This window comes from Deltaproteobacteria bacterium, assembly GCA_022340465.1.
Taxonomy (GTDB): Bacteria; Desulfobacterota; Desulfobacteria; order Desulfobacterales; family B30-G6; genus JAJDNW01.
The window spans coordinates 1-18,775 of sequence record JAJDNW010000087.1 but is presented as its reverse complement, the minus strand read 5'-3'; the positions used below and the strand labels follow the sequence as shown (position 1 = coordinate 18,775).

The 18,775-nt window shown below is 56.3% G+C and carries 14 protein-coding genes; 5 read left to right on the top strand and 9 right to left on the bottom strand.

What is annotated here, in order from left to right; genetic code table 11:
• Positions 1-82: 82 nt before the first annotated feature.
• The 5 genes from LJE94_12980 to der all read right to left on the bottom strand — a co-directional run bounded on the left by LJE94_12980 (position 83) and on the right by der (position 5,922).
• Positions 83-2,014, bottom strand: a complete 1,932-nt coding sequence (locus tag LJE94_12980) for an NADH-quinone oxidoreductase subunit NuoF (GenBank protein MCG6911022.1) — start codon at positions 2,012-2,014, stop codon at positions 83-85.
• Between the two features lie 11 nt (positions 2,015-2,025).
• On the bottom strand, positions 2,026-2,562 hold the full coding sequence (gene nuoE / locus LJE94_12975) for an NADH-quinone oxidoreductase subunit NuoE (GenBank protein MCG6911021.1): 537 nt from the start codon (positions 2,560-2,562) through the stop codon (positions 2,026-2,028).
• Positions 2,563-3,033 (bottom strand): Crp/Fnr family transcriptional regulator, encoded by a 471-nt coding sequence (locus tag LJE94_12970; protein ID MCG6911020.1) that lies wholly within the window; start codon positions 3,031-3,033, stop codon positions 2,563-2,565.
• On the bottom strand, positions 3,030-4,436 hold the full coding sequence (locus tag LJE94_12965; protein ID MCG6911019.1) for a replication-associated recombination protein A: 1,407 nt from the start codon (positions 4,434-4,436) through the stop codon (positions 3,030-3,032). The genes LJE94_12970 and LJE94_12965 overlap by 4 nt, the downstream gene beginning before the upstream one ends.
• A gap of 106 nt (positions 4,437-4,542) precedes the next feature.
• Positions 4,543-5,922 (bottom strand): ribosome biogenesis GTPase Der, encoded by a 1,380-nt coding sequence (der, locus tag LJE94_12960; protein MCG6911018.1) that lies wholly within the window; start codon positions 5,920-5,922, stop codon positions 4,543-4,545.
• Positions 5,923-6,173: 251 nt separating this feature from the next.
• On the opposite strand from der, the gene LJE94_12955 reads away from it, so the two are divergent.
• Both LJE94_12955 and LJE94_12950 read left to right on the top strand, forming a co-directional pair.
• Positions 6,174-7,304, top strand: coding sequence for a pyruvate flavodoxin/ferredoxin oxidoreductase (locus LJE94_12955; protein ID MCG6911017.1), 1,131 nt, complete (start codon positions 6,174-6,176; stop codon positions 7,302-7,304).
• A complete protein-coding gene (locus LJE94_12950; GenBank protein ID MCG6911016.1) occupies positions 7,285-8,604 on the top strand; it encodes a thiamine pyrophosphate-dependent enzyme in 1,320 nt (439 codons plus the stop codon). Before LJE94_12955 ends, LJE94_12950 begins: the two co-directional genes overlap by 20 nt.
• Before the next feature lie 354 nt (positions 8,605-8,958).
• On the opposite strand, the gene LJE94_12945 is transcribed toward LJE94_12950, so the two are convergent.
• The 4 genes from LJE94_12945 to LJE94_12930 all read right to left on the bottom strand — a co-directional run bounded on the left by LJE94_12945 (position 8,959) and on the right by LJE94_12930 (position 13,497).
• Complete coding sequence (locus tag LJE94_12945; protein MCG6911015.1) at positions 8,959-9,684, bottom strand: amino acid ABC transporter ATP-binding protein; 726 nt, start codon at positions 9,682-9,684, stop codon at positions 8,959-8,961.
• A gap of 123 nt (positions 9,685-9,807) precedes the next feature.
• Entirely contained in the window at positions 9,808-10,902 is a 1,095-nt protein-coding gene (locus LJE94_12940; protein MCG6911014.1) for an amino acid ABC transporter permease, read from the bottom strand.
• A 172-nt stretch (positions 10,903-11,074) separates the two neighbouring features.
• A complete protein-coding gene (locus LJE94_12935) occupies positions 11,075-12,268 on the bottom strand; it encodes an amino acid ABC transporter permease (protein MCG6911013.1) in 1,194 nt (397 codons plus the stop codon).
• Positions 12,269-12,483: 215 nt separating this feature from the next.
• Positions 12,484-13,497, bottom strand: a complete 1,014-nt coding sequence (locus tag LJE94_12930; protein MCG6911012.1) for an amino acid ABC transporter substrate-binding protein — start codon at positions 13,495-13,497, stop codon at positions 12,484-12,486.
• A gap of 300 nt (positions 13,498-13,797) precedes the next feature.
• On the opposite strand from LJE94_12930, the gene LJE94_12925 reads away from it, so the two are divergent.
• From LJE94_12925 to LJE94_12915, 3 genes are read left to right on the top strand one after another with little or no spacing between them, the layout of a single operon-like run.
• Positions 13,798-14,412, top strand: coding sequence for a hypothetical protein (locus LJE94_12925; protein MCG6911011.1), 615 nt, complete (start codon positions 13,798-13,800; stop codon positions 14,410-14,412).
• Positions 14,409-17,327, top strand: coding sequence for a response regulator (locus tag LJE94_12920; GenBank protein MCG6911010.1), 2,919 nt, complete (start codon positions 14,409-14,411; stop codon positions 17,325-17,327). The genes LJE94_12925 and LJE94_12920 overlap by 4 nt, the downstream gene beginning before the upstream one ends.
• 49 nt (positions 17,328-17,376) lie before the next feature.
• Positions 17,377-18,648, top strand: a complete 1,272-nt coding sequence (locus tag LJE94_12915; protein ID MCG6911009.1) for an FAD-dependent oxidoreductase — start codon at positions 17,377-17,379, stop codon at positions 18,646-18,648.
• Positions 18,649-18,775: the final 127 nt, after the last annotated feature.

The window sequence follows — 18,775 nt, the reverse complement described above, 5'->3', positions numbered from 1 at the left end:
GTTCGATGTGGGACGTTCAGGTCTCTGATCCGCGACCTCTGTCCCCTGGAAGTGCGGTTCGACCTTTTATTGAAACCACCAACTACCCATCCCGGGTCTCCGGCCGTTCGACAATCGGCACGCCTTCCGCGGGCGACACCCTTCTGACGGCATCGTATTCCGGCGGGCACACCACCCGGCATTCCCCGCACTTCACGCACAGCGTCTGATCGATACCCTTTTTCCTCGTGCGCGTGGTGAAGATCGCATCCACGGGGCAGCATCCCACACAAACATCGCATCCCCGCGCGCAAGCCTCCAGGTCGATATAAAAGGCCGTTAAATCCCTGCACGTCCTGCCGGGGCATTCCTTTCTGTCCACATGGGCCGCATACTCTTCGGCAAAGTATTCGAGCGACGTGAGCACAGGGTTGGGGGCCGTTTTTCCCAGACCGCAAAGGGATCCCTCGCGCACCGCTTGACTGAGCTCCTTCAGTTGTTCGAGGTCTTCCCGGGTTCCTTCCCCCTTGGTCATCCTCGTCAAAATGTCCAGGAGGTGGCGGGTGCCGAGGCGGCAGAAGGTGCATTTCCCGCACGATTCGTTCTGGGTGAAATCGAGAAAATATCGCGCCACATCCACCACGCAGGCTTCCTCGTCCATGACGACCATGCCCCCGGAACCCATCATCGCTCCGGCTTCGCGCAGGGAATCGAAATCGATGGGCGTGTCCAGAAACGACTCCGGCAGGCATCCCCCTGACGGTCCGCCGATCTGCACCGCCTTGAAGCCCTTCTGGTTGGGTATACCCCCGCAGATGTCGAAAATCAGCGTTCGCAGGGTCACTCCCATGGGAATCTCCACAAGTCCGGGATGCACCACCTCGCCGACGACGGAAAAAACCGTAGTGCCCGGGCTGCCCGGGGTTCCGATTCCCCGAAACCACGCCACCCCCTTTTTGATGATCGGGGAAACGGTTGCCAGCGTCTTGACATTGTTGATGACGGTAGGCCCGCCATTGAGGCCTTCGTCCACCGGGTAGGGAGGACGGTGAACCGGCATACCGCGAAGCCCCTCGATGGATCTGATCAGTGCCGTTTCTTCGCCGCAGACAAAGGCTCCGGAGCCCTGAAACACCTCGATGTCGAAGCTGCATTCCGATCCCAGAATGCGCTCTCCCAGCAGCCCCGCTTCGCGGGCCTGATCGATGGCCCGCGTGACGATTTCCACCGCCAGGGGATATTCCGCCCGGATATAAAAAATACCTTTCCTTGCCCCCACCGCATGAGCGCAGATAAGCATGCCTTCGATCACCTGATGCGGATTGCTTTCCAGAATCGTGCGGTCCATGTAGGCGCCGGGGTCACCCTCGTCGGCGTTGCAGATCACCACCTTCTCGGTGGCGTCGGCCTGCGCAGCCAATTCCCATTTTACACCGGTGGGAAATCCCGCCCCCCCCCGGCCGCGAAGCCCCGAATCTTTGATGGTCCCGAGAATCTCTTCGGGGTCCATGGCCAGGGCACGTGCCAGGCCTGCATAACCATCTTGAAGCAGGTATTCGTCGATGCTTTCGGGATCGATTTTGCCGCACAGCCCGGTAACGATACGGGTTTCCATGCTGAATCTGGAGAACTCCATCACCCAGGGGATCATCTCGTTTTCGACCGTCGCGCCCAGGACGTGCTCGAAACGGGGGTCGCCCTCCTCCAGAAACAACTTGCTAAGCATCTTGGCCTTCCCCGGGTTGACATTCGGGTAAAGAATCGGGGGAAATCCGGAATCGGGATGATCGATCACAACCACCGGCTCCGCATAACAGTGTCCCATGCATCCCACCGGATGCACGCGGGCTTCGATGCCCCTTGCCTCGAGCTCCTCCTCAAAAGCCTTCCTGGTTTCCAGGGCACCCGATGCAATTCCGCATGTGGCCATGCCGATGTGAATCGTCGCCCCTCCACCCTTTATGGCGGCCGCCTGTCGTTCGGCACCAGCGGCACGAACGGCCTGGTAAGCAACCTGTATTTTTTCAGCATGCATAAAACTACCTGTTATTCCTCTTGTTTTTCCTTGTCTTTGGCTCTTTGGCGCATCTCGTTTTCCACTGCTATGCGCAGAATCAGCCCCTCGACCTTGCTCGGCGCCATGCCGCCGTGAACCGTTTCGCCGACCAGGGCCACCGGCGCCAACGCACAGCAGCCGACGCAGGCCACCTTCTCTATGCTGAATTCACGGTCAGCGGTCGTTTGTCCCTCCTTGATCTCCAGCTTTCTTTCGAAATTCTCGAGAATAATGTCGGCACCCCTGACATGGCAGGCGGTTCCAACGCACACCCTGATGGGATGCTTGCCGGGGGGGTTGAACCGAAATTGGTTATAAAACGTCGCCACACCGTAAACCTCCGAGGGGGGGATGCCTAGATAGGCCCCCACCATTTCCAGGGAGGCTTTAGGCAGGTAGCGGTGCCGCCCCTGTATCATCTGCAGAATCGGGATGAGGCTGCCCCTGTCCCGGCCAAACGCATCCAGGCGGGATTCGATATCCTGCAATATCTTCGCTTCTTCCAGATCTTCCTTTGGTTCAACCATCTATAACTTCTCCATGGCCCCGTATGCCGCCTGGATTCTGTCCCGCAACAGAAAACAGAGCCTCTCCATTACCTGCATGCCCAACGAGGTATTTTTTAGCATGATACCCCGCAACTCGGCTCCCTCGATGGAGATAATTTCCGTTGGTTTCTGGCAGTAGGCCGACGACATCAGTATATGCGCTTCCCCGAGAAGCGTGGACCAGCACCCCAGAAAACGTCCCTTTCCCAGCATGTCGACCACCACCTTTCCGGTTCTCCTGCCCAAATCCCTGGTGCGCTCCAGCGTGACAGACCCCTTGACGATGATGTAGATGTGTCGGCCGACCTCCCCTTGCTGAAAAACATGCGCGCCGGCCTCCAACGTCTCCAGGTGCCCGATGCCCGCCACCTCGGCGATGGTCTCCACATCGAAGTCCTTGAAAAAACGACTTTCCTTGAGCGCCTTCTCCACTGCGGCTGATTTTTTCATTGTTTTCTCCCCCCGGAATCGGCAGCCATGTTGTCCGAGTTCTGTGCAGCCTGCTGTTCCTTTTTCAGGCGTCGCCAGTACGCCATCCGTTTTTGTATGGTATGCTCAAAACCACGATCGGACGGTTCGTAAAAATGGTGGCGCCTGATCGCCTGCGGCAGGTACTCCTGCCCCACGAACGCATCCCTGAAGTCGTGGGCATAGCGGTATCCCTTCCCATAACCGATATCACGCATCAATCTTGTCGGGGCGTTGCGAATATGCAACGGCGTCGCCAGGCTCCCCGTTTCTGCAATGCATTTTTTAACCTGTCCGTACGTCTTGTACACACTGTTGCTTTTGGGGGCGGTTGCCAGGTATATGGCGCACTGCATCAGTGCAAGCTCCCCTTCCGGCGATCCCAGGAACCGATAGGCCTCCATGGCATTCAACGCCACAGTCAGGGCCTGCGGATCGGCCATGCCGACGTCTTCGGTGGCAAAACGCACCATCCTGCGAGCCACATAGAGCGGATTTTCTCCGGCTGAAAGCATTCTCTCCAGCCAATAAGCCGCCGCATCGGGATCGCTGCCGCGCATACTTTTGTGAAGGGCCGAAATCAGGTTATAGTGTTCTTCGCCCGACTTGTCGTACACCAGTGCTTTCTTCTGCAGAGCGGCCTCTACACGTGAAAGCGTAATGGTCCCGGCGTTCATCGACTCGCCGGAGGGGGCCCGCCCGTCTGCCAGGAGCCCGGCGGTAAGTTCGAGGCTGTTCAAAGCCGTTCGAGCGTCCCCGTCCGAAACGGCGGCCAGGTAGGCCAGCGCTTCCTCCGTAATCGTCAGTCCCGCGCTGCCAAGCCCCCTGTCCCTGTCGTCCAGCGCCTTCTGCAAAATGCGCTGGATATCCTTTTCCGAGAGAGCTTCGAGCACGATGACACGACAGCGTGAAATCAGCGGCGGGATGACCTCGAAGGACGGGTTCTCGGTTGTAGCGCCGATCAGCGTTATCAGGCCGCTCTCCACATGATGCAGAAACGCATCCTGCTGGGCCTTGTTGAAGCGGTGAATTTCGTCCACAAACAGCACGGTATGCCGCCGGTAAAGGCTTTGCTGCTCCCTGGCTATTTTGATGACCGACCGGATTTCCTTAACGCCCGCAAGAACCGCTGAAAAATGGATGAAATGGGCACTGGTTTCGGTGGCCATCAGCCTGGCAAGGGTCGTTTTCCCGCACCCGGGAGGCCCCCACAGGATCATGGAAAAGAGCTTGTCCTGCTCGATGGCCCGCCGAACCAGTTTGCCCTCTCCCACGGCTGAAGGCTGTCCCAGATACTCCTCGAGGCGGCGCGGCCGCATGCGCTCGGCCAACGGCCGTCTGCCGCTCGAGGCCTTGCGCGCGCTATATTCAAAGAGATCGTTCATGTCTTTGTATTTGGTATTTGGTGTTTGGTGTATGGTGTATGGTGTATGAAGCCCTGCCACCCTCCTCTAACCACGAAATACCAAATACCAAACACTAAACACTAATTTACTCTTTCCGGCGGCCCTTGCGCTGTCTGAAAATCAGCCGCAGCGGGGTGCTGTCCAAACCTGTTTCCGCGCGGACCTGGTTGATGAGATACCGTTTGTATGAAAAATGCACTGCATCCGGGTAGCTGACAAAACAGACAAACGTTGGCGGCTTGGCCGACACCTGGGTGGCATAGTAAAATTTCAGACGCCGGCCCCTGTACAGAGAGGGCTCGTTGCTGCGGATGGCCCCCTCGAAAATCCTGTTGAGCACGCCTGTGCCAACCCGCGTGGCGTACTGGCTGTAAACCGCGTCTACCAGCGGAAAAATTTTCCTGACCCGCAGTCCCGTAAGGGCCGAGATGGTAAGCACGGGTGCAAACTGAAGAAATTTCGCATCCATGCGAAGCCGCTCCAGAAAACGTCCGGCCGTCCGGCTGTCCTTTTCCACGACATCCCATTTATTCAGCAAAAAGATGCATCCACAGCCCCGCTCGTTGGCGTATCCCGCTATGTTGACATCCTGATCGGTAATGCCGTCATGCGCATCCAGGACGATCAGGGCCACATCGCAGCGCTCCAGGCTTTTGAGGGCCTTGATCACCGAAAACTTCTCAATTTTTTTGTGCACCCTTCCCTTACGGCGGATACCGGCCGTGTCGATCAACCGGTACAAGCCTCCCTCCGCCCTGTACACCGAATCGACGGCGTCGCGCGTCGTCCCGGGGATATCGCTCACCAAAAGACGCTCCTCACCCAGCACACGGTTGATCAGGGACGATTTCCCGACATTCGGCCTGCCCACGACGGCAACCTTGATGGCCGTGTCGTCCTTTTCCGATGAATCCTGCTCGATGATGCCGGTCAGCAACCGCGCCAGACAATCCAAAAAGTCGTTAATGCCGTATCCGTGTTCGGACGAAATCGGATGGAGTTCGTTTACACCGGTGCCGTAAAACTCATAGAGGCGGTTCTCCTGCTCAAGGCCGTCTATTTTGTTGACCGCGTACAGTACCGGCTTTTTAACGGAGCGGAGGAGTTGAACGATATCATGGTCGAACGGCGAAATGCCGGCCTTCCCGTCGAGCATGGCCACGATGACATCGGCATCCTGAACAGCCTGTCGAACCTGGAATTTTACCTGCGGATTGAATTCATCCCCGGTTTCGGTGAATCCGCCGGTATCGACGAGAGTAAAATCGACGTCGTTCCACTGGGCATCGCCGTATATCCTGTCACGCGTCACGCCGGGGGAATTTTCCACCAGCGCATCCCTGGTGCGGGTAATGCGATTAAAAAAGGTCGATTTCCCCACATTGGGGCGACCGATGACGGCGACGATGGGTTTCATACACAGCAGGCAGACGACTTCGTTGACACCTTTGTATTGTTTTTGCAAATGCCGGTAACATACTAAATAGCGGTTCAAAATGAAATCTTTTCTTTCTATTTCGGGGATAATTATATATAGGCCTGAGACGTGGGCCTTGAGCCTTGCGGCCATTGACCGAAAACCGTAAACCGTATACCGTGTACCGTGAAATATGAAACGTCGGCCGTGTGTCCTGAGCCTTGAACCGTAATACCGAAAAAATAAACATCACGTCCAACGTCCTACACCTAACGTTTAACGAACGCTTTGGGTATCCTATGGCACTCAATTTTATGGAAGGCAATGAAGCCGTCGCCTGGGGGGCATACAAAGCGGGTTGCCGGTTCTTTGCCGGCTACCCCATCACACCGGCAACGACCATACTGAACACCATGCTCAAATTGCTGCCGCCCGCCGGCGGCATATGCCTGCAGGGGGAGGATGAAATCGCCTCCATGGGTTTCTGCCTGGGAGCTTCCATGGCGGGTTTGAAGGTCCTGACGGCGACATCGGGCCCCGGCATCAGCCTGTACAGTGAAAATATATCCTTCGCCGTCGGCAGTGAGATTCCGCTGGTCATCGCCGACGTGCAGCGCCTCGGCCCCTCGACAGGGTCGGCAACCCGCGGTGCGGACGGCGACATTCAGTTTCTGCGATGGGGCAACACCGGAGGGCTTCCCGTGGTCGTCCTCGCACCGGTCGATGTCGTCGACTGCTACCGGCTGACCTTCCATGCCTTCAACCTGTCGGAAACCCTGCGGTGCCCCGTCTTCATCGCCAGCAACAAGGAGACCGGGATGACGAGGGAAAGCTTCGATATGGATGCGGTGGAACTGCCGCCCGTCGAAAATCGCACACGGTACACCTCCGCCGAGCCTTTTCTGCCCTTTGCCGCACCGAACGATCATTCCGCACCGGCTTTTCTGCCCATCGGTGATCGGACGCCCGTTCGTCAGACATCATCCACCCACGGCACGGACGGGTACATCACCGTGGACCCGGAGGCCATCGCCGCGAGCCAGGAGCGCCTGGGGAAAAAGCTCGAAGCTTCCGTGGACCGGTTTTCATTTTACGAATTCGACGATGCCGGCGGCGACACGCTGCTGATCACCTACGGCGTGACCTCACGGGCGGCAAGGACGGCCGTTTCCGAGATGAACGTCGCGGGGCGGCCCGTTGCCCACCTGATCCTGAAAACGCTGTGGCCCGTCCCGGAGAAACTGATCCGCCAAACCGCCCGCAGGTTTCGTAAGGTCATGGTTGTGGAAATGAACATGGGGCAGTATGTGCGGGAGATCCGGAGAGTCCTGATCGACAAGCCTGTTGCGTTTTTCGGACGGATGAACGGAAACCTGATATCCCCGGAGAAAATCAAGGAGGTGCTGTCGCATGGCCAGCCTGCTCAATGAAAAAAGGCCTCCGGTCTTCTGTCCGGGATGTGGCCATGAGACCGTCGCCCGGGCGCTGGACAGGTCCTTTGCCTCTCTGGGGGTAAAGGGAAGCGACGTCGTCATCGTCAGCGACATAGGGTGCTCGGGTCTGTTCGATACCTTTTTCCACACCCATGCCTTTCACGGTCTGCATGGCCGGGCCTTGACCTATGCCACCGGCATCAAGCTGGCCCGTCCGGAGCTGAAGGTCATCGTCACCATGGGGGACGGCGGGATGGGCATCGGAGGGGCCCACCTTTTGAGTACATGCCGCCGCAATATCGATCTGACCCTTGTGGTGCTCAACAATTTCAACTACGGCATGACCGGCGGCCAGTTTTCCGCCACGACGCCGCCGGATGCCCTGGTCGGATCGGGATTCCTGAACCGAATCGAAAATCCCATGGACATCTGCCGGGTAACGGCGGCCGCCGGAGCCGGTTATGTCGCCAGGGTTTCCGCCTACAACAGGGAGCTGGCCCTGGAAATCGAAAAAGCCGTTCGATTCAAGGGATTTTCCGTCCTCGACCTCTGGGGAGTCTGTCCCGGACGCTACACCAAGAAAAACAAGCTGTCGCCAAAATCCATTCAGCAAAGCATCGATTCGCTGCCCGCTTTCAGCGGCCCTGTCGACGCCAACCACCGGGGCGAATACGGCGAGCGGTACCGCGCCGCAGCAACGGAATCCGGCCCGGTGCCGCGGGCGCTGAAGGTTTCCAAAACGCTCGCCTCTCCTGTACACGGCCGCCAGGAAATAATGATTGTGGGAAGCGCGGGCCAGAGAATCGTCACCGGCGGTGAAATTCTCTGCTATGCCGGGCTGACCGCCGGCTTGAATGCTGCCCAGAAAAACGACTACCCCATCACCGTTCTGCGCGGGCACTCCATCAGCGAAGTGATCCTGTCCCCTGAGGCCATAGCATACACCGGCATCGAAAATCCCGATGCGGTCCTTGCGCTGGGTCCGGAAGGGGCGGCCCGCCGGCGAGCCATTTTGGGTGGGCTGACAAAGGACACCGTGGTCATCCAGTCCGCTGACGTCCCCCTGCCGCCCTCGAACGGCAAAATAATGACCGTCGATTTCCAGGCTGCCAAGATCAAACCACCCGACAGGGCCCTGGCGGCCCTGGCCATGCTGGCGGGCCTGAACTCGGTCTTATCGATGGAGATGCTGAAAGCGGCCCTCAACATTCGCTTCAGGGGGGATGTGCTGAAAAAAGCACTCGCCCTGATAGACAAAGCATCTGCTGTCCCCCTCGACCTTGCTACATCGAAGTAGCGCCGGGAAGCGGCCCTGAAAGGGCATATAGCGTTTGGAAAAATACCGTTGTAAGATTTTCCGTAGAAAATCTATTGAATAGCGGTTGTCATGGTAGTCGACTACCTGACTGCTTCGGAAAAAATATTTCTTATGATGGACATCGTTTGTATCGGAACATATATATGACAACCGGTATAGTTTATCTCACCGCAGATTTACGAAGTGGAACCCTCCGAAGGATTGAGAGAGCACTTGAAGAGAGATGTAAAATTATCTAATAAAATGCCGAACGGGCACACCTTTTGACAACGTGCAGATGAAACCAAGCATCGATGTCAACCTAACCGTCTGCGGGGTTGCATTTTATTAGTCTCAGTTAAGGATTTGGCTCAGGAAAAGCTTGGTGCGGTCGTTCCTGGGGTTTTCAAAAAATTCTTCCGGCGTGTTCTGTTCGACGATCTGCCCGTAGTCCATGAAAAGGACCCGATGGGCCACGCTTTTGGCAAATCCCATTTCATGGGTGACCACCAGCATGGTCATCCCCTCCTGGGCCAGGTCGATCATGACGTCCAGAACCTCCTTGATCATCTCCGGATCGAGCGCCGACGTCGGCTCGTCGAAGAGCATCACCTTGGGCGCCATGCACAGGCTTCTGGCGATGGCGACCCGCTGCTGCTGCCCACCGGAAAGCTGGCCGGGAAATTTTTGAGCCTGTTCGGCGATCTGGACTTTTTCGAGATAATACATGGCCATTTCCTCCGCCTCTTTCTTGGGCACCTTGCGCACCCAGACAGGCCCCAGGGTGAGGTTCTCCACGATGGTGAGGTGGGGGAACAGGTTGAAATGCTGAAACACCATGCCCACTTCGACCCTGATTTTTTCGATATTCTTGATGTCGTTGGTCAATTCGATTCCGTCCACGACGATACGGCCCCGCTGGTGTTCCTCCAGGCGGTTGATGCAGCGGATGAGGGTCGATTTCCCGGACCCCGACGGGCCGCAGATAACGATCCGCTCCTTTTTCTGGACGGTCAGATTAATGTCCTGCAGGACGTGAAATTCACCGTACCATTTGTGCATTCCGGTGATTTCGATGATGGCGTCGTCAGACAGTTCATTTCTTTCAGCAGTCGCTGTGTCGTTCATGCTAAACCTTTTATGCAAGAATAGTGGGTCTTCAATAGCGACGAAGTCGCGTTCAATAATATCGCCCGAGCGATATTATAGCCCTGTATCCAACTCCACCTCCAACCGCCGGCTGTAGCTGGACATGAAATAGCAGCAGGCGAAATAGATCAGAGCCACGAAAATGTAGGCCTCCGAGGAATATGCCATCCAGTTCGGATTCGACAGGGTGGATTGGGTGGTTTTCAACAGGTCGTACAGGGCGATGATCACCACGAGTGATGTATCCTTCAGTGCGGAAATCAACTGGCTCACCGTCGGGGGAATCACGATTTTCAATGCCTGCGGCAGAATCACCAGGCGCATGGTCTGATAATAATTGAGCCCCAGCGATTCCGCGGCTTCGTACTGGCCCTTGGCCATGCCCTGCAACCCGCCCCGCACCACCTCGGCGATGTAGGCCGCCGTGAACATGATGATGGCCACCTGGGCGCGGAGGATGGGGTTTACCGTCACACCCTCCGGCAGGAAAAGGGGGAAAACGACGGAAGACATGAAAAGAAGCGTTATCAGCGGCACCCCTCGGATCATCTCTATGTAGACGATGCAGACCGTTTTGATCGCCGGCAACTCGGACTGTCTTCCCAGGGCCAGAATCACACCCAGAGGATAGGCGGCCGCCAGGCCGAATACGGACAGCATGAGCGTCAGCGGCAGCCCGCCCCATTGGTTGCTTTCGATCGGTGTCAGCCCCGCAACCCCCCCCTTCATGAGCAGGCCCATGGCGACCAGGCTGATCAGCCAGGCGTACAGCAACGATTTTTTCCAGTGGTCCCGGTTTCTGCTGTAAAACAGCAGTATGACCAGCATGACCATGGCCAGCAGGGGGCGCCACTGTTGTTCGTACGGATAAAATCCGAAAATCATGAAGCGCCAGTTGGCCGGTATGATGGACCAGCACGCGCCCCCGATTTCCCTGCACTCGTCGCTGGTGGAAAACCAGAGGCTGTCGATGAAGGTCCAGCGGATGAAAGGAGGGATGATCCTCCAAAGTACGAAAAGTGCAATCAACGTCAGGATGGAGTTGAACCAGCTGTTGAAAAGATTGGCCCTGGCCCACCCCAGAACGCCTACGCTGGTGGCCGGCGGCTTTATATTGTTTTCCGAATTTGTTCCGTTGTTACCGTTCATCTGTCGACGATTTTAATAGAATGCTGATTGGTTATGTCATTTATCTTGCGTGTAATTTATGCTGCGCATGTCACTGGGCCTGCGGCCGTCATGTACCCTGCGGGTGCAATTCTCGCTTCGCGTGATATGTATTGCACAACTGATGGTATTATACTCCGATCCATGTATCGTGCTATCGTTCCACCAGCTTCGTCTTCTTGTTGTACCAGTTCATGAATACGGACGTGAGCAGGCTCAAGGTCAGATAGACGATCATCATGAGACCCACGCCCTCGATCGCCTGGCCGGTCTGGTTGATGGTTGTGCCGGCCACGGACACGAAGTCGGGATAACCAATCGCCACGGCGAGCGAACTGTTCTTGGTCAGGTTGAGCATCTGGCTGGTCAACGGGGGGATGATCACCCGGAGGGCCTGCGGCAGGATAACCAGGTTCAATACCTGGCCCGGCCGAAGACCCAGCGACATGGCCGCCTCGGTCTGTCCCTTGTTGACCGACTGGATGCCCGCTCTCACGACCTCGGCCACAAAGGCGGCGGTGTACAAGATCAACCCCAGCAGCAGCGCCGTGAATTCGGGGCTGATATTCAACCCCCCCCTGAAGTTGAACCCCTTGAGAACGGGAACGCTCATGGCCGTGGGGGCGCCGCCCAGCGCCCAGGTCAGCAGGGGGCAACCGACCATGATGGCCAGCGACACTTTGAACACGGGGAAGGGTTCGCCTGTTTTAGCCTGCCGGTTTCTGGCCCAGCGGCGAAGCAGATAAATGGCCACACAGGCCACAGCCGCCGCCGCCACCATGTATTTGTATACCGGGTGTGCTTGGGGCACGGTGAAAACCAGGCCGCGGTTGCTCAAAAAAATACCCTTGACCGGAGACAATGCCTGTTTCGGCCCCGGTAGAATATTGTAAAAAAAGGCGTACCAGAAAAAAAGCTGCAGCAGGACCGGGATGTCCTGCAGCACCTCGATGTAGATGGCCGCAAGCCTGGAAACGAGCCAGTTGGATGAAAGTCTGGCAATGCCGATCAGGGTTCCCAGTATGATGGTGATGACGATGCCGATCGAGGAAACGATGAGCGTGTTGAGAAACCCCACCACCAGGGCCCGGCCATACGTGTCGGCGGCTGAATACGGTATGGGGCTTTCACCGATCTCGAACGCCGCCTCTTTTTCCAGGAAGCCGAGACCGGTGGCGATGGACTGTTTCTCAATATTTGCACGCGTGTTGGACAACAGGTAAAACGCCAGCAGACCCAGCATGAGCAGCGTAGCGACCTGAAACAGCATCGCCCGCTTTTTAGGGTCGTTATAAAACGGTATTGCCTTGGATGGTGGCTCCTTTTTTATTTCCGGACTCTCAGCCATCATGTCTCCCGGCCCATGTGGTGGACATCCCAACATTGGCCCCCAGGCCCTAGCCCCAGCGTTGCACCTTTGGGGTTAACTTGCTGCCTTGGGACATATCATCCACAAGGGCACTCGGGACACGAGAAAAAAATCCGTTGTGTCCCGTGTGCCGTTGTGGTTGGTATTACATTCGGCCGAACGCCATTCTCGGCATCCTGCTGCGTACAATAATACTACTTGAAGGGCGGAGAGTACATCAGACCCCCCTTGGTCCAAAGCGCGTTCAGGCCGCGTTTGAGGCCCAGCGGCGTGTTGACGCCGACATTGCGTTCGAAAACCTCGCCGTAGTTGCCCACCTGTTTGACGATGTTGTAGGCGAATTTCTCATCCAGGCCCAGGTCCTTGCCGTTGCCCGGGGTGACGCCCAGAAAACGCATGATCTTGGGATCCTTGCTCTTGAGCATCTCGTCGACATTTTTGGAAGTGATCCCCAATTCCTCCGCGTCGATCATGGCCAGGACGCTGTAGTTGACAATGTCCTTCCACTGGTTGTCGCCGTGTCGAACCGCCGGGGCCAGGGGCTCCTTGGAAATGATTTCCGGGAGAATGACGTAATCTTTAGGGTGGGGGGCTACGGCGCGCGTGCCCGCGAGTTGCGAGGCATCCGAAGTCAGCACGTCACAGCGGCCGGCAAAGAATGCCTTGGCAAGCTCGGCAGTGCTTTCGATGACCACCGGGCTCATTTTCATGCCATTGGCACGGAAATAATCCGCCACGTTCAGCTCGGTGGTTGTTCCCGGCAGCACGCATACGGCGGCGCCATCCAGCTCCTTGGCGCTTTTGATACCCAGCTTCTTCGGGACCAGGAACCCCTGGCCGTCGTAGTAATTGACCTGGCAGAAATCCAGCCCCAGGGCCGTGTCCCTATGCAGGGTCTGGGTGCAGTTGCGGGTCAGGACATCGATTTCACCGGACTGCAGGGCGGTAAAACGGGTTTTAGCCGTCAACGGGGTGTACTTCACCTTGTCGGCATCACCGAAAACCGCTGCAGCGACCGCCCTGGCCGTGTCCACGTCCAGCCCTCTCCAAACGCCTTTTTCATCCGGCTTGCCGAACCCGAAAAGGTCGCCGTTGACACCGGCCTGAATAAACCCTTTGGCGCGGACGTCTTCCAGCGTTCCAGCCGCGGCTGTTCCTACCAAAGCAAGAATGGCAACCATTACCAGACAGAGCTTCAATGCCTTCATCCTTTTCTCCTCCTATAAACCAAATGATTGTTGTTTTGGAGACGCCCGATTGCGCCTCTTTTCGATTAGTTATCCATAATTGAATACCACATAGGCAGCCGCCAATGCAAGTTAAAACCTGCAGGGCGGCGCACAGGAAAATCCGTTGCCGGCAAGGGTTTTCAGGATGCCGCCCACGGAAAGGGGTCACCGCCGAATCGACACTTTTCCTTGACATCGAATCTATATGCGCATACTCAATTACACTGTTTTCCACTTTACAAGCGGACCAATCGACTCACCAAAGGAGGGATTCCAACGATGAACCGCTCTACCCGAAACAGCTTCGTCTTCATCCTCGCAGGGCTGTTGGTTGCTTTTGCCGCTGCCTGCGCAAAACCTTACAGTGTAAAAGTTCTATACACGCTTCCCGAGGCGCCGCAGCAGCTGCAAGGTCAAAAAATCGGATTGCAGGTTGAAGACCGGCGGGCGGACAAATCCGTCTTTTCAGAAAAAGCCCGCAGCGAATTCGACCTGTGGAACGGCAACTTCACGCTCGCCACCAACGAAGGCGAGGCTTCGAGCCAGACGTATGACCTCCAGGACCTGGTCGCGACCGCCCTGAAAGAAAGGTTGAAAGCCATGCAGGTGGAGGTCGTCGAAGATGGGGCCGAAGCGTTGCCGGTGATGAGGGTTGCCATCGAACAATTCAAAATTGATCTCGAGGGCCGGACCTGGTATGCCGGTTTCGCATACAGGGCACGGCTTTCCAAAGACAGCAGCAAAATTGCCAGAGAATCCGTGAACGGCAAGGCGGAACGCGCTAAAATAATGGGAAGGGGCGGGGGCGAAAAGCTGATCGGAGAACTGTTAACGGACGGCCTCAACAAGCTGAATGTCAGCAAACTCTTTGAAAATGCGGGTTTGACTCAATGAAGCTATCCATCCGCTGGACGCTCATCATCGGCTTTTTAAGCCTGATCTGGGGCACCCACATCATCGCCACCACCTCCTCCTATGTCTCGTCACAGGAGGTATTGAACCAGCACGCCAAAGACATCATGAAGAATATCGCCCAGCTGGCCATGGAGCAATCCCAGAACCACCTGGCCCATGCCCACGGTGCGGCGGCGCTGACCAAGCGGCTTTTGTCCGCGGATGTCGTCAGCAGCAATCGAGAGCAGATCAAGATGCTGGAGCGGTATTTTTACAATCAGCTTTCCATCTATCCCTATTTTGCCGGCATTTACATGGGAACACCGGAGGGCAATTTTTACGATGTCCGCCGCAGCGATGCTCACTCGGCCGGAGGATTCAGGACCAAAATAATTCTACATCACAACCATGCGCGTGAAACGAATTTATCCTGGTATGACAAGGCGTTCAACCTGCTTTCTACAAATGCCGACCCCGACGACACCTATGACCCGCGAAAACGGCCATGGTACGGGAAAGCCCTGAAAAAGAAAGAAATTGTCTGGACGGACCCCTACATCTTCTTCACTTCCCAGAAGCCGGGAATCACCATTGCCGGCCCCTTTTACGATGCTGCCGGCACCCTGCAGGGCATCGTGGGCGTCGATATCGAAATCGACCAGCTTTCCACCTTTATCGGCGGGCTCAAAATAGGAAAAAACGGACGCGCTTTTCTCATGAACCGCAACCGTGATATTGTCGCTTTTCCCGAGATCGGCAAATTGAAACACAGGGGGATCAACCCTAAGACAAGCGATCGCCTGGTTAAGATAGACGAGTTGGACGACGAACTGAGCCAAAAGGCCTTCAGATCCATTGAGTTCGGTACCGATTCCAATGGGATGATCGTGCTCGACGAACCCAAATTCGCTACTTTCGAACACAACGGCAGTGTCTACAGCACCATGTTCTCACCCTTTTCGGCTCGCGAGTGGCCCTGGATCATCGGCGTCTACCTGCCCGAAGACGACTATCTCGGCGGCATAAAAAGGAACCGGCTGAACAGTATTTTCATCACCATGGCCATTTCGATTTTTGCAGCGGCTCTGGGGCTATGGCTGGCCAGGGGGGTCATCGATCCCATTGCAGCACTTTCCAAGGAGGCGGAATCGATCCAGGCGGATAACTTCGACGCCGTCGCCAACATCCGATCGGTGTACAAGGAGATCCAGGAGACGGCGGACTCGTTTGTCGCCATGAAGACCGCCTTGCGCGAAAGCCAGGAAAAAACGACCTCCTACCGAAACCAGTTGGAGGACCTGGTAAAAGAGCAGACCAACGACCTTAAAAACGCAAATGCCAGCCTGGTAGCGGAAAAGGAGCAGCGGCAAATTTCCGACAATGCCCTGCACGAAAGCGAAAACAGGTACCAGACGATTCTAGACAGCATCGAAGAAGGCTATTTCGAGATCGACCTGAAAGGCAACTTCACCTTTGTCAACGATGCCCTGGGCAGAATTCTGGGCAGCAGCGCCGCCGAACTGATCGGCCTCAACAGCCGTCGGTATACCAGTCCACAAACCGCTGAAAAGATGCGCAACTTCTTCAGCAGCATCTACAAGACCGGAAACCCGGGCCGCATCAACAGCGTCACCGTGATCACCATAGACCGGGCCAGGAAGACCCTGGAACTGGCCGCCTCCCCCATGGCAGACAGCGGCGGGCGCCGAATCGGTTTCCGCGGAATTGTCCGCGACATCAGCCAGCGCATAGAGGGGGAAAGGGAAAAGAAAAAACTGGAAAACCAGCTTCACCAGGCGCAGCGCATGAAGGCCGTCGGCACCCTTGCCGGAGGCATTGCTCACGATTTCAACAACCTGCTGATGGGAATTCAGGGGAACGTGTCCCTGATGATGCTGGATATAAACGATAGACATCCGCAATACGACAGCTTGAAGGCCATCGAACAATGCGTGGACAGCGGTGCCTCCTTGACCAAACAGCTGCTGGGCTATGCCCGGGGCGGGAAGTACGTCGTTTCCACCATCAACCTCAACGCCACTCTCCAGAGAACGTCCGAGCTTTTCTCCCGCACCAACAAGGACATCGACATTATCAGGGATTTTCAGAAAGACCTGTGGCCGGTTGAGGCGGACCAAGGGCAGATCGACCAGGTGATGTTCAATATTTACGTAAATGCACGCCAGGCGATGGACGAGTGCAAGGAAATATACATAAAGACTCAAAACGTAACCCTCGGGGAAGATGCCACCCGGCCCCACGGCGTCAACGCGGGAAACTTTGTGAAAATTTCCGTCCGCGATACGGGTTCCGGCATGGACAGGGAGATCAAGGAACATATCTTCGAGCCCTTTTTCACAACGCACAACATGGGCCGTGGAACCGGGCTCGGACTGGCCTCCGCCTTCGGCATCGTTAAAAACCATGACGGCATCATCACCGCTCACAGCAAAGTCGGACGGGGAACCACCATTACCATCTATTTGCCTTCGAGTGACAAGGCATATCGGGAAGACACCGTGGTTAAAGCCGATACCATGTTGTATGGCACGGAAACGATTATGGTTGTCGATGACGAAGACTACATCCTGAAATCCGTCAAGGATATCTTGGAAGACCTGGGGTATTCCGTCATTGCGGCTTCGGACGGCGTGCAGGCGGTCGACCTGTACGACAGTCATAGCGGTAATATCGATCTGGTAATTCTGGATATGATCATGCCGAAAATGGGCGGTGTCGAGGCTTTTAACGCCATCAGGAACAGAAACCCGAATTTGAAAGCCATCTTTTGCAGCGGCTACAGCATGAACAGTTTCGCCGAGGTATTTCTCGAGCACGGCGGTGCCGGTTTCATTCAAAAGCCGTTTAACATGTTGCGGCTGTCGCAGATGGTCCGTAATATTCTGGACGATTAGGCTTCCACGATATAAGTGGATAAAAGCAGTTAAAATGCCCCAGGAATCAATGCAACAAATCTCTGGTATGGCAGGCATGGGATATCGCAAAATGGTGGATAGACATGTAACCGTTGCCGGAAGCGGCGTCGCGGGGCTGTCCGCGGCTGTCCAGCTCGCCGGATTCGGTATAGAAGTGCTGGTGGTCGAGCAATCGCCGTTCGCAGGAGGGCACGCCGTTGGCTATGCCTGCAAAGCCACGGATGCCTGTGTAAAATGCGGCGCCTGCATGGTGGAAACCCTGTTAGCAAAGGCACGGCAACACCCGCGTATTCATCTTAAGACCGACAGCCGCCTTGAAAACATAAACGCGGGAGACCGTCTCACGATCGGGATTGCCGTATCGCCGCAGTTCGTAGATCCCGGGAAATGCGACAGCTGCGGCCTCTGCTTTGACAAATGCCCTGCGGGTGCCGTGATCCAAGGCAGCAGCTCGCATCACGTGCCTTTCTACGCCTTGAAGGCGGAAGCGTGCATGCGACCAAGCAGCGGTGAAACGTGTAGCGTCTGCCGCGACGCCTGCCCGCAGAATGCCATTGCGTTGGATGCCAAAAAGACCGAGGAGAAGATCGAAACGGATGCGCTGGTGTTTGCCACCGGGTTCAATGCCTATGACCCCCGGCAAAAACCATACGGCTACGGTCTTTTTGAAAACGTCATCACCAATTTGGATCTGGAAAGGGAGATGCGTAAAACCGGCCGGGCGCTATGCCCCTCGGACGGGCGGGAACCATCGCGGGTGGCCTTTATCCAGTGCGTGGGAAGCCGTGACGCAAGTCTGAATCACCTCTGGTGCTCTCAGGTGTGCTGCGGTTCCGCCCTGCGCCTTGGCAGGCTTATAAAAGCGCGGCAACCCGCAACGGACATTACCGTTTTCTATATCGATATTCAGCGTTTCGGTAAAGACTTCGAGACGTTTTACCGGACGATCCATGATGAAATCGAATTCGTACGATCAATCCCCGGCGACGTTTTCGAAAATGAGGATCGCACCCTCACCCTCGGTTACATGGATGATGCCGGGAATACACCCAAAGAGGCGGCCTTTGACCTGTTGGTGCTTTCCGTCGGACTCCTTCCCAATCCAGATGCAGCCGGCATGGCGGCCGGGCTGGGCATGACGGTTGATTCCGGCGGGTTTGTTAATCCCCCGGGCTTGGATAGATCGCCTCCCGCCCCGGGTGTTTTTGCCGCCGGTACCGCCACAGGCCCCATGAGCATTCCCGATGCCATCGCCAGCGGCGGGCAGGCGGCAGCGGCTGTGCTGTCGTATTTGAAATAGATGGCATCAGCCGTATGGGGCAAGGGGCGCCCCTTCGGCAAATGCTATAGGTGAACACAGTGACAGAAAAAACGCTACTGATCGGCGATGGGCCAACGGCGCATCGGCTGGCTGCGAAATTGATGGA